26 protein-coding genes and 8 tRNA genes are annotated in these 25218 nt (G+C 53.4%); 18 read left to right on the top strand and 16 right to left on the bottom strand.

From position 1 onward, the window contains the following. The first annotated feature begins 23 nt into the window (after nt 1-23). Nucleotides 24-392, top strand: a complete 369-nt coding sequence (locus AALG83_03135) for a VOC family protein (protein ID MEY8382143.1) — start codon at nt 24-26, stop codon at nt 390-392. 47 nt (nt 393-439) lie between these two features. Here AALG83_03135 and AALG83_03130 read toward each other — a convergent pair whose 3' ends face one another. Beyond that, nucleotides 440-3658 carry a UvrD-helicase domain-containing protein gene (locus AALG83_03130; GenBank protein ID MEY8382142.1) on the bottom strand — a complete coding sequence of 1073 codons (3219 nt, stop codon included), beginning with the start codon at nt 3656-3658 and terminating at the stop codon, nt 440-442. Nucleotides 3659-3894: 236 nt separating this feature from the next. On the opposite strand from AALG83_03130, the gene AALG83_03125 reads away from it, so the two are divergent. Beyond that, a complete protein-coding gene (locus AALG83_03125; GenBank protein ID MEY8382141.1) occupies nt 3895-4263 on the top strand; it encodes a hypothetical protein in 369 nt (122 codons plus the stop codon). 60 nt (nt 4264-4323) lie between these two features. Here the strand turns inward: AALG83_03125 and AALG83_03120 are convergent, their stop codons facing one another. Next, nucleotides 4324-4740 carry a DUF3842 family protein gene (locus AALG83_03120; protein ID MEY8382140.1) on the bottom strand — a complete coding sequence of 139 codons (417 nt, stop codon included), beginning with the start codon at nt 4738-4740 and terminating at the stop codon, nt 4324-4326. Between the two features lie 484 nt (nt 4741-5224). Beyond that, nucleotides 5225-5416, bottom strand: coding sequence for a 50S ribosomal protein L28 (gene rpmB, locus AALG83_03115; GenBank protein MEY8382139.1), 192 nt, complete (start codon nt 5414-5416; stop codon nt 5225-5227). Between the two features lie 187 nt (nt 5417-5603). On the opposite strand from rpmB, the gene AALG83_03110 reads away from it, so the two are divergent. The 3 genes from AALG83_03110 to AALG83_03100 are packed head-to-tail and all read left to right on the top strand — an operon-like array spanning nt 5604 to nt 9690. Further along, entirely contained in the window at nt 5604-5963 is a 360-nt protein-coding gene (locus AALG83_03110; GenBank protein MEY8382138.1) for an Asp23/Gls24 family envelope stress response protein, read from the top strand. Nucleotides 5964-5983: 20 nt separating this feature from the next. Next, nucleotides 5984-7624, top strand: a complete 1641-nt coding sequence (locus tag AALG83_03105; GenBank protein MEY8382137.1) for a DAK2 domain-containing protein — start codon at nt 5984-5986, stop codon at nt 7622-7624. Nucleotides 7625-7680: 56 nt separating this feature from the next. Further along, complete coding sequence (locus AALG83_03100) at nt 7681-9690, top strand: ATP-dependent DNA helicase RecG (protein ID MEY8382136.1); 2010 nt, start codon at nt 7681-7683, stop codon at nt 9688-9690. Here the strand turns inward: AALG83_03100 and AALG83_03095 are convergent. Continuing rightward, nucleotides 9687-10334 carry an HAD family hydrolase gene (locus tag AALG83_03095; GenBank protein MEY8382135.1) on the bottom strand — a complete coding sequence of 216 codons (648 nt, stop codon included), beginning with the start codon at nt 10332-10334 and terminating at the stop codon, nt 9687-9689. The genes AALG83_03100 and AALG83_03095 overlap by 4 nt on opposite strands. A gap of 4 nt (nt 10335-10338) precedes the next feature. Beyond that, complete coding sequence (locus AALG83_03090) at nt 10339-10869, bottom strand: nitroreductase family protein (GenBank protein MEY8382134.1); 531 nt, start codon at nt 10867-10869, stop codon at nt 10339-10341. A gap of 120 nt (nt 10870-10989) precedes the next feature. Between AALG83_03090 and AALG83_03085 the strand changes: the two genes are divergently transcribed. Then, complete coding sequence (locus AALG83_03085; protein ID MEY8382133.1) at nt 10990-12036, top strand: D-cysteine desulfhydrase family protein; 1047 nt, start codon at nt 10990-10992, stop codon at nt 12034-12036. Nucleotides 12037-12133: 97 nt separating this feature from the next. On the opposite strand, the gene AALG83_03080 is transcribed toward AALG83_03085, so the two are convergent. The 9 genes from AALG83_03080 to AALG83_03040 all read right to left on the bottom strand — a co-directional run bounded on the left by AALG83_03080 (nt 12134) and on the right by AALG83_03040 (nt 13508). Further along, nucleotides 12134-12817 carry a GNAT family N-acetyltransferase gene (locus tag AALG83_03080; GenBank protein MEY8382132.1) on the bottom strand — a complete coding sequence of 228 codons (684 nt, stop codon included), beginning with the start codon at nt 12815-12817 and terminating at the stop codon, nt 12134-12136. Further along, nucleotides 12788-12874, bottom strand: a tRNA-Leu gene (locus AALG83_03075). The genes AALG83_03080 and AALG83_03075 overlap by 30 nt, the downstream gene beginning before the upstream one ends. A gap of 13 nt (nt 12875-12887) precedes the next feature. Beyond that, nucleotides 12888-12972 (bottom strand) — tRNA-Tyr (locus AALG83_03070). 7 nt (nt 12973-12979) lie between these two features. Then, nucleotides 12980-13055, bottom strand: a tRNA-Thr gene (locus AALG83_03065). A 3-nt stretch (nt 13056-13058) separates the two neighbouring features. Continuing rightward, nucleotides 13059-13134 (bottom strand) — tRNA-Phe (locus tag AALG83_03060). A gap of 8 nt (nt 13135-13142) precedes the next feature. Beyond that, nucleotides 13143-13219, bottom strand: a tRNA-Asp gene (locus AALG83_03055). A gap of 16 nt (nt 13220-13235) precedes the next feature. Continuing rightward, nucleotides 13236-13312, bottom strand: a tRNA-Ile gene (locus AALG83_03050). Nucleotides 13313-13339: 27 nt separating this feature from the next. Beyond that, nucleotides 13340-13414: transfer RNA gene (locus AALG83_03045), tRNA-Glu, on the bottom strand. 16 nt (nt 13415-13430) lie between these two features. After that, nucleotides 13431-13508: transfer RNA gene (locus AALG83_03040), tRNA-Pro, on the bottom strand. Between the two features lie 171 nt (nt 13509-13679). On the opposite strand from AALG83_03040, the gene miaB reads away from it, so the two are divergent. The 6 genes from miaB (at nt 13680) to AALG83_03010 (ending at nt 18862) form a co-directional block, all read left to right on the top strand. Further along, nucleotides 13680-15041 (top strand): tRNA (N6-isopentenyl adenosine(37)-C2)-methylthiotransferase MiaB, encoded by a 1362-nt coding sequence (miaB, locus tag AALG83_03035; GenBank protein ID MEY8382131.1) that lies wholly within the window; start codon nt 13680-13682, stop codon nt 15039-15041. Next, nucleotides 15034-16107 carry a GNAT family N-acetyltransferase gene (locus tag AALG83_03030; protein MEY8382130.1) on the top strand — a complete coding sequence of 358 codons (1074 nt, stop codon included), beginning with the start codon at nt 15034-15036 and terminating at the stop codon, nt 16105-16107. Before miaB ends, AALG83_03030 begins: the two co-directional genes overlap by 8 nt. A gap of 11 nt (nt 16108-16118) precedes the next feature. Then, nucleotides 16119-17252: an alanine racemase gene (gene alr / locus AALG83_03025; protein MEY8382129.1), complete on the top strand. Its 1134-nt coding sequence runs from the start codon at nt 16119-16121 to the stop codon at nt 17250-17252. Nucleotides 17253-17338: 86 nt separating this feature from the next. Continuing rightward, nucleotides 17339-17875, top strand: a complete 537-nt coding sequence (gene rsmD / locus AALG83_03020) for a 16S rRNA (guanine(966)-N(2))-methyltransferase RsmD (GenBank protein ID MEY8382128.1) — start codon at nt 17339-17341, stop codon at nt 17873-17875. A gap of 1 nt (nt 17876) precedes the next feature. Next, nucleotides 17877-18347 carry a pantetheine-phosphate adenylyltransferase gene (coaD, locus tag AALG83_03015; GenBank protein ID MEY8382127.1) on the top strand — a complete coding sequence of 157 codons (471 nt, stop codon included), beginning with the start codon at nt 17877-17879 and terminating at the stop codon, nt 18345-18347. 29 nt (nt 18348-18376) lie between these two features. After that, nucleotides 18377-18862 (top strand): hypothetical protein, encoded by a 486-nt coding sequence (locus tag AALG83_03010; GenBank protein MEY8382126.1) that lies wholly within the window; start codon nt 18377-18379, stop codon nt 18860-18862. Here AALG83_03010 and AALG83_03005 read toward each other — a convergent pair. After that, the gene (locus AALG83_03005; protein MEY8382125.1) at nt 18859-19827 is read right to left on the bottom strand and encodes a nucleoside recognition domain-containing protein; all 969 of its coding nucleotides are present in this window, start codon (nt 19825-19827) and stop codon (nt 18859-18861) included. The two genes, AALG83_03010 and AALG83_03005, sit on opposite strands and share 4 nt — an antisense overlap. Between AALG83_03005 and AALG83_03000 the strand changes: the two genes are divergently transcribed. After that, nucleotides 19799-20002, top strand: a complete 204-nt coding sequence (locus AALG83_03000) for a hypothetical protein (GenBank protein ID MEY8382124.1) — start codon at nt 19799-19801, stop codon at nt 20000-20002. The genes AALG83_03005 and AALG83_03000 overlap by 29 nt on opposite strands. Next, nucleotides 19999-20787 carry a patatin-like phospholipase family protein gene (locus tag AALG83_02995; protein MEY8382123.1) on the top strand — a complete coding sequence of 263 codons (789 nt, stop codon included), beginning with the start codon at nt 19999-20001 and terminating at the stop codon, nt 20785-20787. The genes AALG83_03000 and AALG83_02995 overlap by 4 nt, the downstream gene beginning before the upstream one ends. 10 nt (nt 20788-20797) lie before the next feature. Here AALG83_02995 and AALG83_02990 read toward each other — a convergent pair whose 3' ends face one another. After that, a complete protein-coding gene (locus tag AALG83_02990; protein ID MEY8382122.1) occupies nt 20798-22012 on the bottom strand; it encodes a nucleotidyltransferase family protein in 1215 nt (404 codons plus the stop codon). A gap of 81 nt (nt 22013-22093) precedes the next feature. Here AALG83_02990 and AALG83_02985 point away from each other — a divergent pair, with 81 nt between their 5' ends. The 4 genes from AALG83_02985 (at nt 22094) to AALG83_02970 (ending at nt 25068) form a co-directional block, all read left to right on the top strand. Further along, nucleotides 22094-23281: an acetate kinase gene (locus AALG83_02985; GenBank protein MEY8382121.1), complete on the top strand. Its 1188-nt coding sequence runs from the start codon at nt 22094-22096 to the stop codon at nt 23279-23281. 70 nt (nt 23282-23351) lie between these two features. Then, the gene (locus AALG83_02980; GenBank protein MEY8382120.1) at nt 23352-23840 is read left to right on the top strand and encodes a DUF177 domain-containing protein; all 489 of its coding nucleotides are present in this window, start codon (nt 23352-23354) and stop codon (nt 23838-23840) included. 20 nt (nt 23841-23860) lie between these two features. Beyond that, complete coding sequence (gene rpmF / locus AALG83_02975; GenBank protein ID MEY8382119.1) at nt 23861-24037, top strand: 50S ribosomal protein L32; 177 nt, start codon at nt 23861-23863, stop codon at nt 24035-24037. 230 nt (nt 24038-24267) lie between these two features. Next, nucleotides 24268-25068: an SPOR domain-containing protein gene (locus tag AALG83_02970; protein MEY8382118.1), complete on the top strand. Its 801-nt coding sequence runs from the start codon at nt 24268-24270 to the stop codon at nt 25066-25068. The last annotated feature ends 150 nt before the right edge of the window (nt 25069-25218 follow it).

The raw sequence follows: 25218 nt of genomic DNA, 5'->3' as shown, positions 1-25218 counted from the left end.
GTCTTTGGCGAAAGGAAACTAATATGAAGTTTGGGTTTGCGCATAACAACTTTAATGTGCTGAATTTGGAAAAATCCCTGGAGTTTTATGAAAAAGCGCTGGGGCTGAAGGAAGAAAAACGGCATGAAGCAGAGGATGGCAGCTTTATCATCGTCTATCTGGGAGACGGGCAGACTGGTCACCAGCTGGAACTCACCTGGCTGAAGGAATGGCAGCGCCCCTATAATCTCGGCGACAATGAATTCCACTTGGCGCTTCGTGTAGACGACTACGAGGGGGCGCTCAAAAGGCACAAGGAAATGGACTGTGTCTGCTTTGAAAATGCGGATATGGGAATTTATTTCATCGAGGATCCGGACGGATACTGGGTCGAAATTATCCCGGCAAAATAAAAAGATGCGGAGCAAAATTGCTCCGCATCTTTTTTACATGCTTTTTTCTATGAGTCAAACAAACTCATCTGCTTGGCAAGAATTTGCCTGCGGTCTGCGGCGGTATCTGCCTCAAAAAAGGCGGCGGGAAGCTCGGCGAGCAGGGGAGAAGGCTCCCCATAGCAGCTCAGATGCAGGGAGCTTTTGGCGCGCGTCATGCCTACATAGAGCAGGCGGCGCTCTTCTCCAATATCGCCCGCCTGGATATTTTGCAAAGGCAGGATGCCTTTGTTCAGCCCGCAGAGAAATACTGCTTCAAACTCCAAGCCCTTTGCGCCGTGCAGGGTGGAGAGGGTAACGGCATCCAGAGGATAGGAGCGGCTGCCGCTGCGCCGAATATCCGCCTCTTGCCCCAGTGTGAGATTTGAGAGAAAAGAGGGGAGATCTTTGTGCGCGGATGCGGCGCATAAAAGCCGCTCGAAAGAGGCATTTTCCTCTATGCTTTGCTGGGCGGCCCAATCCTCCAAAAGAGCCTGCGGGGCAGTTTTGGAAAATTGCGGAAGGAAATGCTCCAAAAGCTGAGAGAATTGCAGCAATGCCTGGGCGTTTTCCGCCTGGGCGCGGAGCGCCTGCGTGAGCGCTTCTGGGCGATAGCCAGCCTCCTCATAGCATCGCCGTATAGAGGCGGTTTGCTCATGAGAACAGCCGGCTGCCAGAAGGCTGGAAGAGAGCGTCAGGAGGTTTTGCGGCGTGCAGAGCAGCCGGAAAAAGGCGAGAGCGCGCTGAACTTCCGCGTCCGAGAGGTAATCTTCCCTTCCAAGAACGACATAGGGAATCCCCTCTTTTTGCAGGCAGTATTCTAACTGCGCCGCTTGGCGGTGCGTGCGGTAGAGCAGGGCGATATCTGAAAAGCTGAAGTCCGCGTTTTGTGCATGCGGGCGCTTTTTGGAGCCATGCGCGCCTAACATATCGATGCCGCCCATCATGCGGATGATCTCGTGGGCAATATAGATGCCTTCCGAGCGCGCGCTGGAGGCCTTGACAAGCTGTACTTTAGAGCCGGATGACCGCTTTGGCCGGAGTGCATCGCCATGCACAACGGGCTGTGCGCAGCCCAGAATTTCAGGGGTTGAGCGGTAGTTTTCCTGCAGGGTAATCTGCCTGCATTCGGGGTAATCCGAGGCCAGGCGGGAAAAGCATTCGGCGCTTGCTCCGCGGAACCCATAGATGGATTGGTTTGCGTCGCCGATGCAGAACAAACTGCCCTGCGCTCTTTTCCAAAGCTGAATGAGGCGATACTGCAATGGGTTGATATCTTGGAACTCATCCACCAAAAGATGCGCAAAGCTGCCCAAAGACCGTTCTTTTTTGCCGCTTTCCAGCTCTGCAATGGTCTTGAGCAAAATATCGTCATAATCCATGACGCCATAGGATTCCAGCAAATGATTATAAGCCGCCAAAACGCCCTCCGGCAGATCGGAAGCGGGAATCATCCCGTTTTTGATGCCGGAGATTCGGCGCAGCAGGCCGTTTGCCGAAAAGCGGAGAGAGAAGGAAGAGATGATCTCCTGCGCCAGGAGCAATGCTTCATTTTCCTCTAAAACAGGGCGGCTCAGCTTCCATTTTTTGAGCAGGGCGAGGCAGATGGAGTGAAAGGTTCCGATGCTAAGGGCGCGAATCTGGCTGCGCCCCAGCTCACGCGCCAGGCGTTCGCGCATTTCCGCGGCGGCCTGGTTGGTAAAGGTAACGGCGGTAATTTGTGAAGCCGGCACGCCCGAGCGCTCTAAGAGAGAGACAATGCGGTAAACCAGCGTCCGCGTTTTGCCCGTTCCCGGCCCGGCCTGCACGGCCAAAACCGGCGCTGTGCTGGAGGCCGCCTCCCATTGCAGCTGGTTCAGGCCGTAGTGATCGGGCGAAGCGCCGGAATCCGGCTGCTCCTCTTGGGCCGCCGGCGCAGAAATGGCGGGAGAGGGCAAAACAGCTTGTTTTGGGGAAGGCTTGGAAGGAAGGTTTTTGAAGAAAGAAAGCTGCCCTTGCAGACTGGCGCGTTCATCCTCGCCGATCAGCTGGATTTTCCCATAAACGCCGTCAAAGCCGGGCTGGGCCAGCATCTCTCCTGCGCGCAGCCGGCGAATTCCCTCGGCCACCAGCGGGCCGGCCTTCTCCTTAATTTGCGTTAGAGGAGCTTCGCGCAGGATATATAGCTCCGGTCCAATTTCTTTTGCCAGAGATTCCTGCAAATTTCGTATTTTCAGGCTGCTGCCCGAATAGCCAAGGCAGGAGGAGAGCGCCTCCGAAAGCGGCATAATGCTCTCAAAATGCTTTGCATAGGGCGCGCGCCGGCCAAGCGGATAGGTCGCCAGCTCTTCAACGCGGTGGGAAACGCCGACGGTCAGGCGCTTGCCGCATACGGGGCAAATCCCGCCCAGCGCGATAGTCTGCTCGGGAGAGAGGCATACGCCGCAGTTGCGGTGCCCGTCGTAATGGTATTTTCCCTCTTCCGGGAAGAATTCCAGCGTTCCGTAAAACTCCTGTGTTTCCGGGTGCGCCAGGGCATGGCTGATGGCGGAATAGGAAAACTCCGTATCGAATAAATTCGCCTCCCGGGCAAGATTTGCCGGGGAGTGGGCATCCGAATTGGAGACGAGGGTATAGCGATCCAGCGCTTCCAGGCGCCAGTTCATGGGCGGATCTGAAGAAAGCCCAGTTTCCAGAGCATGGATCTGCGGCGTCAGATCTTCAAAGCATTCCTCGATGGTATCAAAGCCGGAGTATGCGCCAAATAAAGAGAAGTGCGGCGTCCAGATATGCGCGGGAATAAAAATGGCGTCCGGGCAGGTTTCCAGCGTCAGCTCCAGGAGATCTTTGCTGTCCAGCCCCAGAATCGGCCGGCCATCCGAATGCAGATTCCCAATGGCCTCCAGCTTTTTGGAGAGCGCTTCGGCTTTTTCCAAAGAGGGGACAAGAATGAGCAGGTGCACTTTGCGCGTGCGCCCATTTTTTTTATAGATACAGCTGATTTCGCTGGAGAGGATAAACCTCGGCGCGCAGCCTTGCAGGGCAGTTTCGCATGGCAAAATGAACTCATCCTTTAGGCGGTAAAAACCCTCTTCGGCAGGCGTGAATTTCTCTGCGAGCTCCTGGCGCCAGGCGGGATGCGTGAAGTCGCCAGTCCCGATGAGATGCAGCCCCTTTTTGCGCGCGGCATGATCCAGCGTTTCGGGCGCGCAGGTTTTGCTGGTCGCCCGGGAATAGCGGGAGTGAATATGCAGATCTGCGAGAAACATATCTTTGCTCCTAACATTTGCGATATGCTCATTATAGTGGAATTATAGGAAAAAAGAAATATTTTGGGCTAAAATGGCGGAAAAAGGGGAATATGGGCGAGAATGCAAAATTAGAAGTGCGGCAGAATTTTTTAAGATTTTTTTAAGATGCGAGTTCTACTACCCATTTTAAAAAAGATATGATACCATAGATAAGGAAAATCTTTCAGGAGGAAATGAAGGAAATGAACAAAGCAATGAAGAGAACAATTTGTGTAGCTTTCGTGCTTATCTTGGCCTTGGCTCTGGTGGCATGCGGCGCTCCTGCTGATGCGCTTACGGGTACCACTTGGAAGCTGACCGGCGGCGAAGCAATGGGCATGGAAATGGGAGAGAGCGATGTGGAGTCCCTGGTTGGAACTATGACGCTGTCTTTCCAGAAGGGCGGCAAGGTTACTGTCGATCTCAATGGGCAGAAAGCTTCTTCCAAGTACAGTGTCGATGGCGACACCGTTACCATCACGGATCCCACGGGCACGATGACCGCGAAATTCAGCGGCACAGAGATGCGCCTGGATCAGGAGCAGGAAGGCGTTACCGTAACGCTGATCTTCACCAAGCAGTAAGCTGCGAAATTGCAAAAATAAAAAAGAAGCCGCTTGGCTTCTTTTTTATTTTCCGGGGTTTCAGATTTTGTCTGCCAGGAATTTTTGCAGCAAATTAGCTGCAAGCTCAATGTATTCGGCCAGAGGAGCCTCTAAAACTCCTGCGATGGCAGATTTGCAGCGGTTCATCGGGATGAGGATTTTCTGGGCATCGCTTTGGGCGACGGCAGCAGCCATGGCCGGCGTAATTTCGCCGAGCAGGGAATTGGCCAGAACGATTCCTATGGGCCCGATGATGACATCCGCGCTCTGGGCGTTGTAGATCACGGGGTTTTCTCCGGTTGCGCCTTCCTGGGCACCGGCGCGCAGCATGGTAGAAGTGGCGATGCTGTTGGTGCCAAGGGCTATAAGCGGCAGTTCTGGCCATCTTTGCCGGATTTTCTCAACCAGCATCTTGCCGATTCTCCCGCCCTGGCCGTCTATGATTAAAATCTTCACGATAGCTCACCTCCAAAGGCAGGCTCCCTGAAAAGAGCAAGCCTGTTTTTATCTTAACATGCCGGCAAAAAAACTGTCAAATTGCAGGAGCGGCTCTGATAGGCATGAAGATAGGCACAAAGTGCATATAGATTGAGTATTATGAAGTATCTGAGCGAAAGATTGGGGAGAGAAGAGATGGGCAAATGCAATGCGAAACGGCTGCTTGGCTATATTTTGCTGGCAATGGGGGCGCTTCTAGTATTGTTTATCCTGCCTGCCTGGATCTGGTGCCTCATTTTTGGAGTTGCGCTTATCGTGGTAGGGGTACTGATGTTTAAAGAATGCTGAAATGTGAGAGGTGAGGAACATGAAAGTTTATTGCGTACGGCCGCCGAAATTCATCCGGGGAATCTTGAAACTGTTTTTCAAATGAGAAAGAATGGGCAAAGGGGCATATGAAAAAACCGGCTGCAAAAAGCAACCGGTTTTATTATGTTCCAAATTAGATGGAGCGCTGCACATTACCCGAACGCAGGCAACGAGTGCAAACATACTTTCTCACGGGAGTTCCGTTTTCAACAACCCGGACTCTTTGCACATTGGGAGCCCATTTCCGCTTGGATTTTTTATTCGAGTGGGACACGTTGTTGCCGGAGACAACGCCCTTGTTGCAGATTTCGCAATATTTGGCCATTTTTGACACCTCCTCATGAGTGATCTTCACAACGTGATACATTTTAGCACTAATCGGGAAAACTTGCAATAGTTATTTTTCGGGTTTTTGCGAATATAGAAACTTTTGCGGGCAGCTGGGTACTTGAAAACAGAAAAAAATAATATATAATAGTGTTAATACCATAAATAATAAGGAGGCTTGGAACATGAGTGCCGTTTTAGAAAATAATCTGGGAAGCATCACCTACTCGGATGACTATATCGCTTCGATTGCCGGCATGGCGACGACGGAATGCTATGGGGTTGTGGGCATGGCGTCTACCAAAATGACGGATGGCATCGTCGAGCTGCTGGGCAGAGAGAACCTCAAGCGGGGCGTTAAAGTATTTACGGACCAGACCCATCAGCTTCGGATCGATCTGTATATCGTCGTGCAATATGGGCTTGCAATTTCCGCCTCATCAAACAGCATTATTGAGACGATCCGCTATCAGGTAGAGCGGGCGACGGGTTTGACTGTGCGCGAAGTTAATGTTATAGTAAGCGGGATACGGGTAAACGCGTAACGCTTTGAGGAGGAATGGAATTGTCGGAGCTTAGGATAGATGCGCAGATGTTCCGGGATATGGTGGTCTCTGCCGCAAACTATTTGGAAAAAAATAAGCAAAATCTAAACGATCTGAATGTCTTCCCGGTGCCGGACGGCGATACGGGGACGAACATGATGATGACGCTGGTTTCTGCGGCAAAGGAAGTCAACGCCTGCCAGGCGCAGAACGTCGGAAAAATGGTACAGGCCTTTGGCGACGGCGCGTTGAAAGGCGCGAGAGGAAACTCTGGCGTCATTCTTTCCCAGCTGTTCCGCGGTTTTTCTAAGAGCGTCTCGAAAGAACAGGAAACGCTGGATGCGCAGGACTTTGCCCGGGCAATAGAGATGGGCGTGGAGGCAGCGTATAAAGCCGTGATGAAGCCCAAAGAGGGCACGATTTTAACAGTCGCCAAAAGCATGGCAAAGGAAGCCAGAAAGCAGGCGGATGCGGGGGCAGATTTGCTGGATCTGATCGAGGCTGTCATTGGCGCCGGCGAGAAGATGCTTCAGAAAACGCCTGAGCTGCTGCCTGTGCTCAAGGAGGCTGGGGTTGTCGATGCGGGCGGCGCTGGCCTGCTTGTCATCTACAAAGGCTTTAAGATGGCCATGGATGGTGAGGAAGTGGCAGAAGTGCTGGATCTTTCCCTGCCAAAGCAGATTCCGGCTTCGGCCATGCAGGATATCAGCACGGCGGAAATCGAATTTGGCTACTGCACTGAATTTTTCATCACGCACACAACGGGCGTAACAGAAGAGAGCATCGAGCATTTGCGCGATAAGCTGCTGGCGATTGGCGACAGCCTGGTGGTTGTGGGTGATCCGGAGCTGATCAAAGTGCATGTGCATACGAATATGCCAGGCAAAGTGCTGCAATATGCGCTCAAGCTGGGCCAGCTTTCCAAGATCAAGATCGATAATATGCGCGAACAGCATCAGTCGCTGACGGGGCTTTCGCCTGTGGAGGAAGAAAAGCCCAAAAAGCAGATTGCGGTAGTCGCAGTTTCTGCCGGAGACGGCCTCGGCGCAATTTTCAAGGATTGCCTGGTGGATGAATTGGTCGAGGGCGGCCAATCCATGAACCCCAGCGCGGAGGATATCAAAGAGGCCATCGAACGCGCTCCTTCGGATTGCGTCATCGTGCTGCCCAATAATAAGAATATCATTTTGGCTGCCGAGCAGGCAGGGGAGCTGACCCAAAAAACCATCGCGGTGATCCCGTCTAAAACCTTCCCGCAGGGCCTTTCGGCAATGCTCTCTTACCGGGGAGAAGATGCCAGCCTGGAGGAGAATGCCCAGGCCATGAAAGAGGCGCTGGGCGGCGTAAAATCCGCCGCTATTACCAAAGCTGTCCGGGATAGCCATATGAATGGAGAGCAGATTCTGGAAGGCGAGTTCCTCGGCATTCTGGAAGGCGATATCGTCTCCCATGGGACAGATATGAAGCAGACGGCAGATGCCCTTTTGGAACAAATGGTAACCGAGGATGACGCCGTGATCTCCTTCTACTCCGGAGCAGAGGTAGCAGAAGAGGAAGCGCGCGCCCTTGTGGATGAAATCGCCGAAAAATATGACGATTTGGATACAGAGCTTTATCAGGGCGGCCAGCCGGTCTATCACTATATCATATCGGTTGAATAACGCGGAAAAGAAAGGCGAGCCTTTGCGCTCGCCTTTTTCTGTATATGGGGAGAAGAATGGGAGTCTATCTGAATTCGAATGTAACGGCGCTGAACAAAATCGGGCCAAAAACGGCAAAGCTTCTGAAAAACCTGGAGATCGAAACGGTGGAGGATTTGCTCTATCACTTTCCGGCCTACTACCGGGATTTTCGCGCGCCGCAAAAAATTGCTGAAATAGCGCAGGCGGAAATTGCGCTGGTGCGCGCCAAGCTGACGATGCCGCCCAGATGGATTCGCCGGTTTGGCAAAACCAGCATCTTCAGCTTTGAAGTCGCCGATGGCACGGGCGTGCTGGATATCAATATCTTTAACCTCCCGTTCCTGTTTGAGAAATATAAGGCGGGGCAGGAATATCTTTTTTATGGAAAACCCAAGGTATTCCGAAACCGCGTGCAGATGGATAATCCGGAGGTCTTCCAGATGGATTCCGCCCCCAGCATGATGGCATATTATCCGCTGACCGCAGGGATTAATCAGAGAGTCCTGCGCCAAGCCATCAAAACGGCACTGGAAACGCTGGAATTGCCCCAAGCGTATTCTTCTTCGTTTTATCAGACGTGCGGGCTGAGAAGCGATTTGGAGGATTTTTCGGGCATTCACTTGCCGGAGAACCCTAAAGAGAGCGAGCTGGCCAGAAGAAGCCTCGCGAAGAAGGAGCTGCTGCTCTTTCACCGCATGATGGAGCTTTCTGCGACAAAAATGCAGCATCGAACGCCGCTGGAGTTTCCCGAGCAGCTCAGAGAAAAGTTTCTGGCAAAACTTCCGTTTGCCTGCACGGGGGCACAGAAGCGCGTGATGGGGGAGATAGAGCAGGATTTGCGGGCAGAGTGCTCTGCAAACCGGCTGGTACAGGGAGACGTTGGCTCGGGAAAGACCGCCGTCGCGCTGTATGCGGCCTATGCCGTTCAGGCGGCCGGTGGGCAGAGCGTGCTCATGGCGCCGACGGAACTGCTCGCGGATCAGCACTTTTCCTTTGCCAAGACGCTTTTCGGGGAGCGCGTTTGCCTGCTCAAAGGCTCCAGCACGCCGGCAGAGCGAAAGGAGATTTTCCAAAGGCTGGCAGACGGCGAGATAGCGCTGCTCATCGGCACGCATGCTGTGCTGTATGGAGATCTGCCTTTCCGCCGCCTGGAACTTCTGATGGTGGACGAGCAGCACCGCTTTGGCGTGCAGCAGCGCTCGGCCCTTCTAAAGGCGCATCCCGGGGCGCATATGGTCGTGTTTTCCGCGACGCCCATCCCGCGCTCGCTGGCTCTCATTTTATATGGCAATGCGGATATCTCGGTATTGGATGAGCGTCCGCCGGGCAGAACGCCCCCGGCAACGCATCTGGTGAGCGGCCGCAAGCGGGAGGATATGTACCGCTGGATTGAAAAGAAAGTACAGGAAGGCGAAAAAGTCTATATTGTCTGCCCGCTGATGGAGCCTTCAGAGGGGATTGCGGCGCGGTCTGTGCAGGGTGTATGGCAGGAGTTAAAGCAGAGCTATCCCGCGCTTAGGACGGATACGATGTACGGCAAAATGTCCGCCGCTCAAAAGCAAGAGGTGATGGAGCGGTTCCGCCGGGGAGAGACGCAGGTCCTGATCTCCACGACGGTGGTGGAAGTTGGCGTGGATGTGCCGGATGCGCGGATCATGGTGATCGAAAACGCGGATCGCTTCGGGCTGGCGCAGCTGCATCAGCTGCGCGGCAGAGTCGGACGGGGCGGCGGCACATCTTATTGCTATCTGGTCTCGGATGGCAGCGGGCTGGAGCGGCTGAAAATTCTCAAAAACTGCAATGACGGCTTTGAAATCGCCAGGCAGGATCTGGCGCTGCGGGGGACAGGCGAATTCTTTGGCCAGCGCCAGCATGGAAGGGAATCTTTCCGGGCGGCAGATCTGCTGGAGGATGCGGATTTGGCGCTGGAGACGAAAAAAATCCTCGAAGAGCTGGAAGGGCAGCTCCCCAAGGATTATCAGGTTTTGACACAAAAAGCGCGGGAAAAGCTCGAAGAACGCGCAGGCGGCCGCGGCGAGGTTTAAAAGCGGCAAAGGCCAGGCAGGGCGGCCGGAGAATCTGCGAGCGCATCTGCGCCGGCGGAGCTCAGCTCCTCCCGGCTGCCATATCCATAGAGCACGCCAATGCTAAAGATATGGTTTTCCTGCGCGCCCAAAATATCATGCTTGCGATCGCCCACCATTTTTACAGCAGAAGGAGAAGGCGCGCCGTTTTGCTCCAGAGCATACGCGATGACTTCTCCTTTTTTGACTCTGCTGCCATCCAGGTTGCTCCCGCAGATGTGAGCAAAATAAGAAGAAAGCGAAAAATGCTCTAAAATCTGCCGGGCATAGACGGTCGGCTTAGAAGTCGCCACCGTGAGAATATGGCCCTCAGAGGCCAATTTTTGCAGCATTTCGGGGATGCCGGCGTATACCTCGTTCTCAAACAAGCCGATGGCAGAGAAACGCTCGCGGTATTTTGCGATGGCAATCTCCGCATCTGCCGCAGAAAGATCGTAAAAGTGCATGAAGGAATCCTTGAGCGGCGGCCCGATGAAAGGCTGCAAAACGCTGCGGTCGGGCACGGCAATGCCGAAAAATTCCAGCGCATACTGAACGCAGCTGGTGATGCCGAGCTCGGGATCGGTCAGCGTGCCGTCGAGATCAAAAAAGATATGCGTCTGCATGGCCTTACTCGATGAAAGATGCGATCTCGCCCAGCGCCTTGCGCTTCTTTGGGCGCAGTTCCGGCGAAGCAGGGTAGCCGACTGCGATGACGATGGCAACGGGGCTCTCGCCTGCAATTCCAAGAATTTCTTTGATTTTATCGCTGTTATAGGAGCCCATGATGCAGGTTCCAAGCCCGAGCTCTTCCGCCTGCAGGCAGGCGCAGATGGTGGCGATGCCGAGATCGAATTTTGCCCACTTCTGATTGGGTTTCATGCCGCCTTTGGCGATGAGAAGCGCCGTCTCCTCAGTGATTACGATAAAAGCCGGGCACTGATTGGTAAATTTATTCAGGCCGTCTTCCTGGGTAGCCAGAGCGACCTTGGCGCATTTTTCGGGATTGGTAACGGCATAGAACTTCCAGGGCTGGGAGTTGCAGGCCGAGGGCGAAAGATGCGCGGCCTCGAGTATTTTTTCCAGTTTTTCTCTTTCGACGGGCGTATTGGCATAGCTTCTGCAGCTCTGCCGTTTTTGTGCAAGCTCTAAAAAATCCATTCTAAAATCCTCCAATCGTTTTTTCTATTATAAGGCAAAAACAGGGCGGGCGCCATAGATTTTTCCGGAGCAAGCCGATATAATAAAAAGAACGATGTCGTTTTGAGAGGAGAACATATCATGCGGGAACTGAAAAAAGTATCTTTTTTGCATTTGCCGACGCCGCTGGAGTATTTGCCGCGGCTTTCAGAGAAACTCGGGATTGAGCTGTGGATCAAAAGAGACGATTTAACCGGCCTGGGCATGGGCGGCAACAAACTGCGCAAGCTGGAGTATCTGCTCTACGATGCAAAGCAGCAGGGCGCGGACAGATTGCTGACGGTAGGCGGGGCGCAGACCAATCATGGGCGGCTGACGGCAGCCGTGGCGGCCAAGTATGGCCTAAAGTGCACGATCGCCTGTATCGATGATTATCCGGGAGAAGTCTCGGCGAACTTGCTCCTGGATCGCATTATGGGCGCGCAGGTCGTCATCAAAAAAGACGACGGCCGGCCGGAAGCAGAGCAATACGACGAGCTTTTGCAAAAGCTCTCCCAGCGCTATGAAGCGGAGGGGGAAAAGGTTTACTGCATTCCCATGGGCGGCTCGAATCTGGTTGGAATGTGCGGATACCGCGAGTGTGCCCAGGAAATCGACGCCCAGGCAAAGCAGCTGGGCCTGGGAAATGCGCGGCTGGTTTGTGCTGTCGGAAGCATTGGGACTTATATGGGGCTATACTGCGGTTTGCAGGAGGCGGATTCTCGGCTGAATCTGACGGGCATCGCCATTTCTCCATTTGAAGAGGAAAAAGAGAAGCGCATTTGCCAGTATTATGCGGAAGTTTGCGGCGAGTTGGAGCTGGAGCAGAGAGAGCAGCCGAATTTTCAGATTGAAAAGGGCTATACCCGGGGCGGATACAACAACCCTTGCAAGCAGGTGCGGGAAGCGATTTACGAGGTTGCCCGCCAGGAGGCCATCCTGCTGGATCCGTGCTATACGGGAAAGGCCTTTGCAGGAATGCAGGAGATGATCGCGGAGGGAAAAATTGCAAAAGGGGAAACCGTCATCTTCCTGCATACGGGCGGCGCGCCTGGCCTAAATACTCCGGTTCACCGAAAAGCCTTTGAGCAGGAATTGCGATCGGGCATCGAGGTGCTGGGAAAAGAGTATGAGCTCATGGAAGAATAGCATAGAGCCTAAGGGAGATAAAAGGGAAGGCGGACCATGATTGGTTTGCCTTCCCTTATTTGATGCCGCTTGATACGGCAGGATGAGCCGCCCGAATCTATCTGAGCTTCTTCACCATCCGGAGCCGCGTGTTTTCTTCCTCCATCATGCGATACCCCAGCCGCTCGTATAGCCTAATCGCCCCTGTATTTGTTTTCTCGGCGTGGAGAACGATGGCGGGCATCGCCATTTCTTCCGCGAATTTTTGGGCGGTTTCGATGAGCTCTGTTCCAATCCCGTTGCCGCGGTATTGCGTTGAAACGGATAAATCGTCCAGATAAATAAAATCTTCGGGTTCATGATGCACTTCGATGGAGAGGTAGGCGATTATGGAGCCATTTGCCTCTGCCACACAGATGAAGTCGCCGCGATCCTCAAAAAATTTATCCAGATAGCCCTCTTTATATCCGCAGACGTTTTGAGTGTGATAGATAGCCTGGAGCATCTCTATAAACAGTTCTTTGATTCTGCTTTCATCATCTTTTTTTGCTTTTCTGATGTTCCATTCCATGGCGAAGCCTCCTTGGGCAGTTAGTATAACTCGATGCGCGCCAAAAACGAATAGGGGCAATCTTGATTCGCACAAAAAGCGGAAGAGAGGGGAGGGGGAGCGAAGAAAAAACGGAGCGGCTGCTCCAAACTTGAGAAAATCTATTTCCGCCAATATTTTTTTATAAAAAGAAAATCGGAGTAAAGTTTCCTTTACTCCGATTGGTGCGGATAAGAGGACTTGAACCTCCATGAAGTTTCCCTCATACGGACCTGAACCGTACGCGTCTGCCAATTCCGCCATATCCGCATGGCTATAAAAGTGGTGGATGGGGATGGATTCGAACCATCGAAGTCTGAGACGGCAGATTTACAGTCTGCTCCCTTTGGCCACTCGGGAACCCATCCACAAAAGTGGAGCTGGCGATGGGAATTGAACCCGCAACCTGCTGATTACAAATCAGCTGCTCTGCCAATTGAGCTACACCAGCAAATGGTGCCTCAGAGTGGAATCGAACCACCGACACAGGGATTTTCAGTCCCTTGCTCTACCAACTGAGCTACCGAGGCAAGATAATTGGCGACCTGGATGGGGCTCGAACCCACGACCTCTAGCGTGACAGGCTAGCGTTCTAACCAACTGAACTACCAGGCCAGGCTGCGTGTCTTTTTGGTGGGCCCTCACGGACTTGAACCGCGGACCAATCGGTTATGAGCCGACCGCTCTAACCAACTGAGCTAAGGGCCCGCAAACACCAAAAATACTCATCAAAAATGGTGACCTCGAGGGGACTCGAACCCCTGTTGCCGCCGTGAGAGGGCGGAGTCTTAACCGCTTGACCACGAGGCCACATAACTATATAACTTGGTCGGGGTGAGAGGATTCGAACCTCCGACCCCATGCTCCCAAAGCACGTACGCTAACCAAACTGCGCTACACCCCGAGCTGTACAACCGCTAAGTGCGGCGACGCATATTAATATACAATACCTGCCGCTCATTGTCAAGAACCTTTTTCACAAATGTGAAAAAATTCTGCAATTTGTTGTAGAAACCAGCTTTGTATTCTATAATAGCAGAGGAAATAGAAAATTTCAATCGACAATGGAGTAAAAATGACGCAAAGCCTATATGAGTATGTGCAAACGCACGGCCTAAAATATTATATTGAAACCTATGGCTGCCAGATGAACGAGCACGATTCGGAAAAGCTCGCAGGAATTTTGCAGGCGGTGGGCTACCAGCGGGCAGAGGAAATGCAGGAGGCAGATCTCATTTTGTTTAACACCTGCTGTGTGCGCGATCATGCAGAAAAAAAGGTTTTTGGCAATATCGGCGCCCTAAAGCCGCTTTCTCTGCGAAAAAAAGGCCTGATTGTGGCGGTCTGCGGCTGTATGATGCAGCAGCAGGATGTCGCGGAAAAACTGGTGAAGACCTTCCCGTTTGTCAAAATTGTGTTTGGGACAAACAACATGAACGAGCTGCCATCCATGCTATATGCCGCTCTGATGCAGAAAGAGCGCGTTTTGAACGTGCGGCAGAGCAGCATTTCCAGTTCAGTCATAGAAGATGTGCCCATGCAGCGCAAGGAGCGCCCGCTGGCTACGGTGAACATCATGCAGGGCTGCAACAATTTCTGCACCTACTGTATCGTTCCCTATGTGCGGGGCCGGGAATGGAGCAGGGCCCCGGAGGATATTCTGGCCGAAATCCGCGGCCTTGCCCAGGAGGGCTACCAGGAAGTGATGCTGCTGGGGCAAAACGTCAACTCGTATGGAAAAGGCGCTGGCGATGTGGATTTCGCGGGCCTTTTGGAGCGCGCCGCAACGCAAACGGGGATTGCGCGCATCCGGTTTATGACTTCGCACCCAAAGGATATTTCCGAGCGGCTTTTGGAGCAGATGGCAAGGCACGATAACATCTGCAAACAGCTGCATTTGCCCGTGCAGTCCGGCTCGAGCCGCATTTTACAGCGCATGAACCGGGGCTATTCCAGAGAGGAGTATCTGGCGATCGTCCGCAGGGCGCGGCAGATGATCCCGGGCATTGCCCTGACCACGGATATTATCGTCGGCTTCCCCGGTGAGAGCCAGGAAGATTATGAGCAGACGCTCAGCCTCGTGCGCGAAGTGGGCTACGATGCCGCGTTTACTTTCGTCTATTCTCCGCGCAACGGCACGCCGGCCGCCTCTTTTCCGGAGCAGATCCCGGAAGAGATCAAGCAGCAGCGCATTGTCCAGCTGGTCGAACTGCAAGGTGAGCTGACCTATCAGAGCAACCTGGCTTATGTCGGCAAAAAAGAGCGCGTGCTCATCGAGGGCGTGAGCCGCAGAGACGAGCAGAGCATCTGCGGGCGCACGGATTCGGGAAAAATGGTCAATATGCCGGGGCCAAAAGAAAAAATAGGCGGTTTTGTCTGGGCGGAAATACTCGAAGCGAAGCGGACGACACTGCTTGGGAGGATGCTGGATGGCTGAGATACGGGCGCTGTGCCAGGCTGATGTGCGCCAAGCGCGGCAGCTTTGGGAAGAGGCATTTCCGGAAGATGCCGGAGAATTTGCTGTCTGGTATTTTTCGCATCGCTTTTTGCCGGAAAATTGCTATGGCCTTTTTGAAGAGGGGCGGCTGCTCAGCATGGCGCAGGTCGGAAAAGAGCCGCTTTGGCTGAACGGCGCGGTGATGCAGGCAAATTTCCTGCGCGGCGTTGCCACGGCAAAAGGGCAGGAAAGAAAAGGCTATGCTTCGCGGCTCATCCGTTCTATTTTGCAGGAGCTGGCAAGCCAGGGCGAGGCAATCTCGATTTTAAAGACGTTTATCCACCCGTTCTATCAGCGCATGGGCTATGAAGCCTATTCGCGCCGGGCGGTGAGAAAAATAGAGAGCGCAGAAAGGGAAACGCGCGCCTATCACGTCTATTCCAGAGCGGATGAGGTTCCAGAATCACTGCTTTTGGGGCTACTGGATTGCTACCGCGCCTATCTAAAGGGCAAAAGCGGCTATCTTTTCCGCGATGCGGCATATTTCCGCAGGTTTTTGGAAGAGGCCCTGGATTTTAGCAAAGGGGTTTTGATTGTGCCCGAAGGAGCGGGGGCCTACTGCATTGCCTATCCGGAGGACGGTGCGCTCTATGCCGAAGAGATCGCAGGCGCGGGAGAAAATCTCCCAATGCTTTTTGCGAAGATAGCGAGGAGCATGGGGATGGCGTTTTCTTATCTCTGCCCCCAGGCGTCAAAGGGAGATCCGGATGCGATGGGGCGGGCGGTTTCTGCCCAGGCGCTCCTGCAAAAAACAGTCAGGCACGGGAGCGCACGCATTTGCCTGAAAGACGATATTCTACCGCAAAATTGCGGCGTTTGGGATATTTCTGCCCGGGATGGGGCAGTCTTAGTGCAAAAAAGCCAGGAAATGAAGGCAGATATCTGCCTTACCAGCGGGCAGCTGGCTCTGCTCTGCATGGGAGGGGCACTGCCGGGCAAGGCGATTCCGAGGTGTGTGCAAGAGCTTTGGGATAGCGCCCAGCTGGGAATATTTGAGCAATACTAAGGAGCGAAACAATGCTGAGAAAAACATTTGCCGTTGTAGATCTTTCGAAAATCGCGCATAATATCCGCGTGCTTCAAAAAAATATGGGGGAAGGCGTGCTGCCTATGGCCGTCGTCAAGGCCAATGCCTATGGCCACGGCGTGCGGCAGGTGGCAAAAACTGCGCAGGACTGCGGGGTTTGCTGGTTTGCTGTTGCGACGGCAGACGAGGCGGTTACCCTGCGGGAGAGCTGCGCGGCGCATATCTTAGTGCTCTCTCCGGCGGATGAACAGTCCAATATTGAGCTGGTCAAACGCGGCATTTCGGTTACGGCTTTTACGCCGGAGCATCTGCGCAGTCTGTCCGCCATCGCCAAAGAGCTGAAAATGCAGGCGAAAATCCACGTCAAGCTGGATACCGGCCTTGGGCGCATTGGCCTGCGGACGCAGGAGGAACTTCTGGAAGTACTGAGCTATTTTGACGAATATCCGGAACAGCTAAAGCTGGAAGGGCTTTTTACGCACTTTGCCGTGGCCGATCAGATAGAGAAGAGCTTTACTGTTTTGCAGCTTAACCGATATCTGGCGTTTCGCGATACGGTATTTGGGCGCGGCTATCGCCCGATCTGCCATGCCTCCAATTCCGCGGCAATTTTGGATATGCCGGATGCGCGGCTGGATCTCTGCCGGATGGGCATCTCCATGTATGGATACCCGCCCTCCGGAGAGCTCGCGCCCTTTGCAGAGGAACTGCAACCCGCGCTTTCGCTCAAGAGCACGGTCGTGCATGTCAAGAAGATAGAACCGGGCGATTCCGTGAGCTATGGGCGCACGTTCATCGCCGATCAGCCCCGGGAGATTGCGACGGTTGTCATCGGCTATGCAGATGGGTATCCCCGGGCGCTGAGCAACAAGGGAAGGGCTGTCGTGCGCGGGCAAAGCGTGCGGCTGGCTGGGCGCGTCTGCATGGATCAGGCTATGTTCGACGTAACAGGCCTGGGCGTGCAGGTGGGCGACGAGATCACCCTCATCGGCCAGGATGGGGCCGAGAGCATCTGGGCGCAGGAAGCCGCACAGCTATGCGAAAACGGCATGATCAGCTATGAAATCCTGACGGGAATCAGCGCCCGCGTGCCGCGCGTTTACATCGAAACAGACTGTAAATAGCTTGTAAAGCTTTGGCGGCTTTTGTTATTTTTCTTTACAATTTGTCGGAATTAAATTAAACTAAAGGTTAGTGCAAAAGGAGAGGTATGCGAGTTATTGCAGGTTCTGCCAGAGGGCGTCAGTTAAAGGCGCCAAAAGGCAATGAAACGACGCGCCCTACAACAGATAAAGTCCGGGAAGCGATTTTCGGCGCACTGCAATTCGAGATCCCGCAAAGCCGCGTTTTGGATCTGTTTGCCGGGTCCGGCGCGATGGGGATTGAGGCGCTCTCCCGGGGCGCTGATTTTGCGGTTTTTGTGGATGCAGACCGCGCAGCGGCGGCTCTGGTGCGTGAAAATCTGAAGGAGCTGGGTATGCAGAAGCAGGCGCAGGTCTTGCAGATGGATTACGGCAGTGCCTTGCGCAGCCTGAGAGAGCCGTTCGATTTTATCTTTCTGGATCCGCCCTATCATGCCGGGCTGTATCAGCCGGCGATTGAGGCGGTGATAGAACTGGGGCTGCTGGCTCCGGGCGGCAAAATCGTCGCAGAGCATGAAGAGGACGCTGTTTTTGACAGGCGCTATGTGCAAAAAGAAAAGAAATACGGCCGCACGCGGGTCAGCTTTTTATCGATAGGAGAATAGCGTGAAACTGTTGTTTCCAGGAAGTTTTGATCCCATTACGCTGGGGCATATGGATTTGATCGAGCGCGCCGCGCAGATTGCGGACGAGCTCTATGTCGTCTCCTTCAATAATGCGGCAAAGCATTATCTGCTTTCCAAAGAGGAGCGCCTGATGCTGATGCAAAAGGCGACGGCGCATCTGGGCAATGTCGTCGTAGACAGCAGCGATGGGATGCAGGTCGCATACTGCAGGGAGCATGGCATCCGCTGTGTGCTGCGCGGGCTGCGCGGTGAGCTGGATTTGCTCTATGAGCGGGATATTGCCGCGGCCAACCGGCAGCTTGGCGGGCTGGAAACGCTGTTTTTGCTTTCGGCTCCGGGCGCGGCGCATATCAGTTCGAGCGTCGTGCGGGAACTGGTGGCATTTTCAGCGGATCTGACGGGCTTTGTCCCGGAATGTGTCAAAGAATATATGGAAAAATTAACGCACTAAATGAACATAAATGACGGGGGTTATACGCAATGGAGAAGATGGACGTTTTTGCTTTGGTGGATGAGCTGCAAGAGGAGATCGAGATGAGCCCAACCAAGGGCTTTTCCAAAAGCAAGCTGGTCGATCAGAAAATTGTGATGGAAATTATCGAAGATATCAAAGCCGCTCTGCATGAAGAGCTGGATTTTGCAAAAAAAGTTGCGTCTGAGCGCGATCAGATCCTCAAATCTGCGGATATTCAGGCGGAGGAGATCGTCCGCCGCGCGAAAAAAGAAGCAGAGGCTATGATCAAGCAGGAGGAGATCACGCAGGCGGCATATGAAAAGGCCAATAAGCTCATCGAAAACAGCCGCGCCAAGGCCGGCGAGATTAAGAAAATGGCCAATACCTATGCCGAAGAGGTGCTGGATGAGCTGGAGACTTTCTATCGTGAAAGCATCGATTTGGTTGGCGAAAACAAAGCACGCCTCTATGCGAAAATGAACAGCGAGCAGAAAGCGCCCAGCGAGAACTAGCTGCGGCTGCGCCTTTTGCGCCGGCTGAGCAGCAGACAGAAGAGCGCGCATACGGCCAAAAAGATGCTCATAGGCAAATAAGCACTGGCAGATGGGAAACGACAAGGCGTTCCGGCATTCTGGATTGGCATGGCCAGCATGAGGATGCCTGCAAACAGAACGCAGAGCAGCCCCTGAAGCGTTTTGTGCCAAAACAGCCCGCGGATGGGCAATTTGCTTTTTGCGCAAAGGGCCGCCGTTTGGCTCTGAATGCAAAAACCGCCGAACGAAGTGATGCCGCATAGGTATAAAATCCGCTGCGGCAGCGGCAGAATATTAGAATGAATGCACCCGGTTGTCATTTCCAGGGCACCAAGCCCCAGGGAAAGAAGCTGCTGGGTGCTTTCGCTTTCTGCGGGCAAAATGGCTTGCAAAGCGCAAAGAAGCCCTTGGGCAAAAACTGCGTAGATCACCATAAAGCCGCCGACTGCCAGCATACTGTCCAGCCCTTTGGCGACGGAATGCGAGAGCGCTTCGCCAAAGGAGATGGGCTGGGAAAGATCTGGCCTTGCGAGCGCGGCCGCCGACTGCGGGCAGGTTTTGCGAAACTGGCGCCCAACCAGAATGGCCAGAAGCGCCGCGGACAGATAATGGGGGATGAGCAGATACTTTGCCAAAGAGGCATCGCCCAGCATACCAATGGCAACGGCTCCCACCAGATACATGGGCCCGGAGGTGCTCGTGCAGTTGATCATTTTGCTCGCTTCCGCCTGGCTGAGCTGCCCGTTGGCGTAGATTTCAGATGTGATTTTTGCTCCCATGGGATATCCGGAGAGGCAAGATGCCAAAAACGCGTAGGAAAATGCGCCAGAGAAGCCGAATATTTTAGTCGTAATGGGCTGAAGCCAGCGGGCGAATAAGGCGACTGCACCGCATTCCTCTAAAAGAGAAGTGGCGATGCAAAAAGGCAAAAGCGAGGGAAGCACCACGCTAAGCCAGGAAGAGATCGCGGAAGATGCGCTGGCAAGTGCGGTATTGGGAAAGAAAAGAATGAGCAAAATAAGCGCACAGCACCATAGAATTGTAAAGAGGCGTTTTGGCATGGCATATATCCTTTGTCCGTTTTTGACTATCTTTATGAAAGGAGCCTCGAAATTATGAAAAGGAAGAAAAAGCTCGGTCTGGCGCTGGGGGCCGGGGCTGCGCGCGGACTCGCGCATATTGGCGTTCTGCAGGTTCTGCTGGAGCATGGGATAGAAGTGGATATGGTCGCGGGCAGCAGCATGGGAGGCATCGTCGGCGGGCTGTTTGCGACTGGGACAGATCTCTATTTTTTAGAAAAATACGCAGAGAAATTTGCCATTAAAAAATACCTGGATTTCTCCCTGCGGGATGGAGGGCTGGTGCGCGGCAAAAAAACAGAACAGCTCATCCGCCTGCTGACTAAAAACATCGGCATCGAGCAGACGCGCATCCCCTTTGCGTGCGTGGCGGTGGATCTCGGCTCCGGCGAGCTGGTGACCTTTTATAAAAATACGCCGCTCTATCAGGCCATTCGAGCGACGATCTCCATCCCCGGCGTTTTTGCGCCCTATGAGATGGGCGGGAGGTATTATATTGACGGAGGAATTTTGGAGCGCGTTCCCGTTCAGGCGGTCAAAATGCTGGGCGCGGATCTTGTGATTGGCGTAGACGTTCTGCCAAGGGGGCAGGAGGAAAATACGCCGCCGCGCAACGCCGTGGATACGCTGCAGCGCACGCTCGCCATTACGGATTGGCATATCACGCGCCAAAAAGACTATTTGGCAGATCTGCTCCTGCTTCCGGATGTCTATGAAGGAATCGATCCATATTCCTCAAAAGACTGCCAGCTTTGCGTGCAGAGAGGCAGGGAAGAAACGTTAAAGCATATCGATGAGATTTGCGCATTGGCGGCGCAGGAATAGAGAAAACAGCTTATAGGACGAGAAGCCCCTGGGTATAGTCGCGGCCAGCCGGTGCAGGCGGCGTTTGCAGTGTGCTGTAACAATCTGTCGCCCATATATCCAGCGCAAAGAGCGGGTTCTGGGTGGGAAAATCCTTGGCAGAGCAAATCAGGGGAATGCGGGCAGTTTTGGAGAGAAGGGAGAGCAGGTCCATGCTCTCTCTTTTTATGCCGAGCATGCGCGCATAGAGCGGAGCTTGGGAAAGCGCCTGTTCTGCCTGCTTGGTGATGCCGAGCAGCAGGCCGCACAGCGCGCGCTTGATGCGCGCCATAGGGTAGCGCTTGCTTTTGATGCGCCCAAGCAGATCTTCGTAGGATTCTGCAGCCTGGCCGGCCTGCCAAAGCTTATGCTCAAGCCCTTCCTGCACGCCAAAAACCTGACCGAGAGCTTCGGCGGAAGCGCGACGCAGCTGATAGAGCAGGTGCGGGAAAACAGAATCCTCGGGCACGGGATTGCAGTAAAAATCCAAGGCGGCAGGGGGGACAGCGCGCCGCCAAGCCTGGCCGTCCGAGCGCAGATCCGAGCGTATTGCCAGTGCGCTGGAGAGGGCGCCCTGCATTTCTGAATCAAGATAAGCGCCGCCTTGGCGCAGTATTACTTCCGGCTGAATTTGGCTGGAAATGCGGCTAAGTGCCTGCAGATATTCCAGCGCCAAAATACAGTTGGGAGAGCGGAGCGGGGCGGCAAGCTCCTCGCCGTATAGCTGGGAGAAAGCCTTTTGGCGCGCGGCAGGGAAACTGCTGCCGGCGGCAAGATGGCTGCGCAGACAGGCGCGGTATGCTTCCGGCTCCTGCGAAAGCAGCCCTGCGGTTTTGAGCAGGGTGGGAAGATCGGCTATCTCACTGCCAAAGCTCAGAGAATCGATGCAGCCAAGGCTGTCTAAAATGCGGACGGCGCCTTCCGCGAAGCGCTGGGCAGGGGAGAGCGCGAAAAAAGCTGGGAGTTCCAACACCAGGTCGGCGCCGCATGTCAGCGCGCAGGCCGCGCGTGTGAATTTATCAAAGACGGCGGCCTCGCCGCGCTGTGTGAAACTACCGCTCATAATGACGATGATTTTATCCGCGCCGAGCTCTCTCGTCCGCGCAAGATGCAGTGCGTGGCCCTGGTGAAAGGGATTATATTCTGCGATAACGGCCGATATTTTCATAAACTTCCAAAACTCCTTTGCAAATGCGCGGCGAATCATGTATAATGGATACGCTGTTCCTATTATAGCAAAAAATAGGCGCGCAGAATATGGAATTTTATGAATGTGGAGGAAGAACCTATGAACTACATTTTGGTGATAAACGCGGGTAGCTCGTCCATCAAATATCAGCTCATCGACATGGATAATGAGAATGTCAAGGCAAAAGGGCTGGTAGAGAGAATCGGCATCGCCGGCTCTAAGCTGACGCATACAACTGCGGGCAAAGAGAAGTTTGTCGTCGAAAAGGAAATGAACGATCATGGCGCGGCTATGACGGAAGTGATCGCGGCGCTGACGGATGCCGAGCACGGCGCAGTCAAATCTATGGACGAGATTCAGGCTGTGGGCCATAGAGTTCTGCACGGCGGCGAGAAATTCACCGCGCCATCTCTGGTAGACGACAGAGTGCTGGACGGCATTCGCGAATACATCGAGCTGGGGCCGCTGCATAACCCTGCAAACATCAAAGGCATCGAGACCTGCATGGAGCTCATGCCGGGCAAACCCAACGTCGCGGTTTTCGATACGGCCTTCCATCAGAGCATGCCCGATTATGCGTATCTTTATGGAATTCCCTATTCTGTCTATCAGGAGCATAAAATCAGAAAATACGGCTTCCACGGAACCTCGCACCACTACATCTCGGATCGCGTGGCGGAGATCGAGGGCAGAAGCGATCTGAAGATCATCACCTGCCATCTGGGCAATGGCTCCAGCCTGGCGGCAGTCAAAGACGGCAAGTGCATGGATACCACCATGGGCCTGACGCCGCTGGAAGGCGTTCTGATGGGAACGCGCTCGGGCGATATCGATCCGGCGGCGATTCCGTATCTGATGAAAAAGCTGAATATGACGGCGGAAGAGACGGTTACCTTCCTCAACAAGAAGTGCGGCGTTCTCGGCGTTTCCGAGCTCTCCAGCGACTTCCGCGATCTGGAAAAAGCGGCGGAAGAGGGCAACGAAAAAGCGATCACCGCGCGGACGATGTTCTGCTACCGCATTAAGAAGTATATCGGCGCATTCGCAGCTGCTCTTGGCGGCGTGGATGTCATCGCATTTGCGGGCGGCGTCGGCGAAAACGACGGCGGCGTGCGCGAAGAGTGCATCAAAGGGCTGGAATTCCTGGGCGCCAAGATGGATCCTTCCACAAACAGCATCCGCGGCAAGGAAACGCTCATCTCTACGCCGGATTCCAAAGTCAAAATCTATATCATCCCGACGAACGAAGAACTGATGATCGCGCGGGAGACCAAAGCGCTCTGCTAAGCAGAAAACTATTGACATCGCCGTTTTTTGCGAATATAATGGTAAAAGCTGTTTTGCTGGAGGATTCGATATGAAGCTGGATATTACAAGCGCGCTAAACAGCGAGGGAGAGCACTTCTCCTTTGCACTTTCTTCCGATTCTCTGGAAGGAGAGAGCGGCTTTGAGTTTTCCGGGCCTCTGGAAATAAATGGTAGCTACGTTTATGAGCATAAGCTGCTGACCGTAGCGGGGCATGTGAGCACATCTCTTGCTGTGAATTGCTCAAGATGTCTTAGGGCGATGGAATACCTGGTAGAACTGGATTTTACTGCGGTATTTGCAAAACAACCAGAAGAGAAGGGGGAACAACAGTATTCTCTGAATGGTTCGAGCGTCTTGCTGGATAAGCCGATCGCAGATGAAATTTCGCTTTCGCTTCCATATCAGTATCTCTGCAAAGCAGACTGCAAAGGGCTTTGCCCGGTTTGCGGAGCAGATCGAAATGAAGTGCAGTGCGGCTGTGATACGGAGATCAAGAAAGACAATCCATTTGCACAGCTAAAAGGATTATTTGATTAACGCGAGGGAGGTGTGTATACATGGCAGTACCAAGAAGGATGACAAGCAAATCCAAGACACGCAGCAGAAAGGCAAACTGGAAGCTATCTTTGCCGGGTTTGAGCGAGTGCCCTCAGTGCCACGAGCTCAAGCTGAACCATAGAGTCTGCAAAAACTGCGGCTATTATGATGGCAAGCGTGTTATCACAAAAAACTAACGAGTGCAGAAAGATGCCAAGGGATTCCTTGGCATCTTTTTATTGCGGAGAAACTGAAATATTTTGTGCCCGGGCAACTCATAGCTTGGACGGATGACTCATATATATGAACTAGCAAGTATGAAACGACGGAGGGCAGCATGAGATATTCGAGAGCACAATATGAGAGCGCAAAAGCTTCGCAGCAAAAGGGATCCAGAAGCTTCCTGTTTTTTGCGATCCTTGCAGTTGTGATAGTGGGAGTATATCTGATTGGCGTGGCAAAAGTGGGAGACTTCCTCTCTCAGAAAATTGTAACGCCTGTTGTCTCCTGGCTGACGGGAGAAGATGTCAAAACGCCAAGCGAGAGCAAAAATGCCGGGGCAGCGCCTGTCATATCGCCGGCGGCCAGCAATATGGAAAAAGAGCTGAAACTGCCGGGAGGGACGATCTACGCTCTTCAGGTTGGCCTATATGCAGAGGAGAATAACGCAAAAGACGCCTCTGCGCAGCTCGTCAGCAAAGGCGGGGCAGGCTATATTCTTCAGACGGCGGAAGGGAAGCGCGTGCTCATTGCCGGCTATGCCACGAGGGAAGATGCGGAAAACGTCCAGCAGCGGCTTTTGAAAGAACAGCAAATGCAAACCAGCGTTTTTGAGATGGCGACGCAGGAAATGACGGTAACCGTTTCTTCGGATGCGGATTCGCTGGCAAAGATAGAGACTGCGCTTTCCAGCGCCAATAAATACTACGACGATCTGATGGGGTATGCCATTTCCTTTGATAAGCAGGAGCTGGATAAAGCGGCGCTTCAGCAGAACATTGCGGGCATGAAAAGCGATGCGGCTGGCATTAAGGCAAATCTGCAAAAGCTTGAGGCAGGGGATAACAAGGTGATCGGCTCGCTCATCGCGTATTATGAAAAAGTAGAGACGGCGCTTGCCAAGGCCGAAGCGGATTTGAGCGATGCGGCGCTCTCTTCCCAGGTGAAAGAAGTCTATTTGGAGATTGGCGCCGCAAAGATGGAATTGGTGAGAAGTTTACAAAATTAGCGAAAAATCTCAGTTTCTCTGGTAAAAATATGGATTTTTAACATTTTCCCCAAAACTACTAGCTTTTTCGGGGATGGAATGATAAAATATTGAATGTCAAACTTGTTACTTTTTTATCATTTCTTTTACAAGCTCGATTAGGAGGTTTAT

This window comes from Christensenellaceae bacterium 44-20 (genome assembly GCA_041223705.1).
Lineage (GTDB): Bacteria > Bacillota > Clostridia > Christensenellales > Christensenellaceae > QANA01.
This window is presented reverse-complemented; position numbering and strand designations above follow the sequence as displayed.

What these genes read in the sequence shown, in the direction of transcription:
- rpmB (MEY8382139.1), bottom strand. Translation starts at nt 5,416, where the DNA reads ATGGCCAAATATTGCGAAATCTGCAACAAGGGCGTTGTCTCCGGCAAC.
- AALG83_03095 (MEY8382135.1), bottom strand. Translation starts at nt 10,334, where the DNA reads ATGCAGACGCATATCTTTTTTGATCTCGACGGCACGCTGACCGATCCC.
- AALG83_03080 (MEY8382132.1), bottom strand. Translation starts at nt 12,817, where the DNA reads ATGGAGGTTCAAGTCCTCTTATCCGCACCAATCGGAGTAAAGGAAACT.
- miaB (MEY8382131.1), top strand. Translation starts at nt 13,680, where the DNA reads ATGACGCAAAGCCTATATGAGTATGTGCAAACGCACGGCCTAAAATAT.
- AALG83_03100 (MEY8382136.1), top strand. Translation starts at nt 7,681, where the DNA reads ATGGGAGTCTATCTGAATTCGAATGTAACGGCGCTGAACAAAATCGGG.
- AALG83_02990 (MEY8382122.1), bottom strand. Translation starts at nt 22,012, where the DNA reads ATGATTCGCCGCGCATTTGCAAAGGAGTTTTGGAAGTTTATGAAAATA.
- AALG83_03090 (MEY8382134.1), bottom strand. Translation starts at nt 10,869, where the DNA reads ATGGATTTTTTAGAGCTTGCACAAAAACGGCAGAGCTGCAGAAGCTAT.
- AALG83_03000 (MEY8382124.1), top strand. Translation starts at nt 19,799, where the DNA reads ATGCAAAAAGGCAAAAGCGAGGGAAGCACCACGCTAAGCCAGGAAGAG.
- AALG83_03135 (MEY8382143.1), top strand. Translation starts at nt 24, where the DNA reads ATGAAGTTTGGGTTTGCGCATAACAACTTTAATGTGCTGAATTTGGAA.
- alr (MEY8382129.1), top strand. Translation starts at nt 16,119, where the DNA reads ATGCTGAGAAAAACATTTGCCGTTGTAGATCTTTCGAAAATCGCGCAT.
- AALG83_03125 (MEY8382141.1), top strand. Translation starts at nt 3,895, where the DNA reads ATGAAGAGAACAATTTGTGTAGCTTTCGTGCTTATCTTGGCCTTGGCT.
- rsmD (MEY8382128.1), top strand. Translation starts at nt 17,339, where the DNA reads ATGCGAGTTATTGCAGGTTCTGCCAGAGGGCGTCAGTTAAAGGCGCCA.
- AALG83_03110 (MEY8382138.1), top strand. Translation starts at nt 5,604, where the DNA reads ATGAGTGCCGTTTTAGAAAATAATCTGGGAAGCATCACCTACTCGGAT.
- rpmF (MEY8382119.1), top strand. Translation starts at nt 23,861, where the DNA reads ATGGCAGTACCAAGAAGGATGACAAGCAAATCCAAGACACGCAGCAGA.
- AALG83_03130 (MEY8382142.1), bottom strand. Translation starts at nt 3,658, where the DNA reads ATGTTTCTCGCAGATCTGCATATTCACTCCCGCTATTCCCGGGCGACC.
- AALG83_03010 (MEY8382126.1), top strand. Translation starts at nt 18,377, where the DNA reads ATGGAGAAGATGGACGTTTTTGCTTTGGTGGATGAGCTGCAAGAGGAG.
- AALG83_02980 (MEY8382120.1), top strand. Translation starts at nt 23,352, where the DNA reads ATGAAGCTGGATATTACAAGCGCGCTAAACAGCGAGGGAGAGCACTTC.
- AALG83_02995 (MEY8382123.1), top strand. Translation starts at nt 19,999, where the DNA reads ATGAAAAGGAAGAAAAAGCTCGGTCTGGCGCTGGGGGCCGGGGCTGCG.
- AALG83_02985 (MEY8382121.1), top strand. Translation starts at nt 22,094, where the DNA reads ATGAACTACATTTTGGTGATAAACGCGGGTAGCTCGTCCATCAAATAT.
- AALG83_03085 (MEY8382133.1), top strand. Translation starts at nt 10,990, where the DNA reads ATGCGGGAACTGAAAAAAGTATCTTTTTTGCATTTGCCGACGCCGCTG.
- AALG83_03030 (MEY8382130.1), top strand. Translation starts at nt 15,034, where the DNA reads ATGGCTGAGATACGGGCGCTGTGCCAGGCTGATGTGCGCCAAGCGCGG.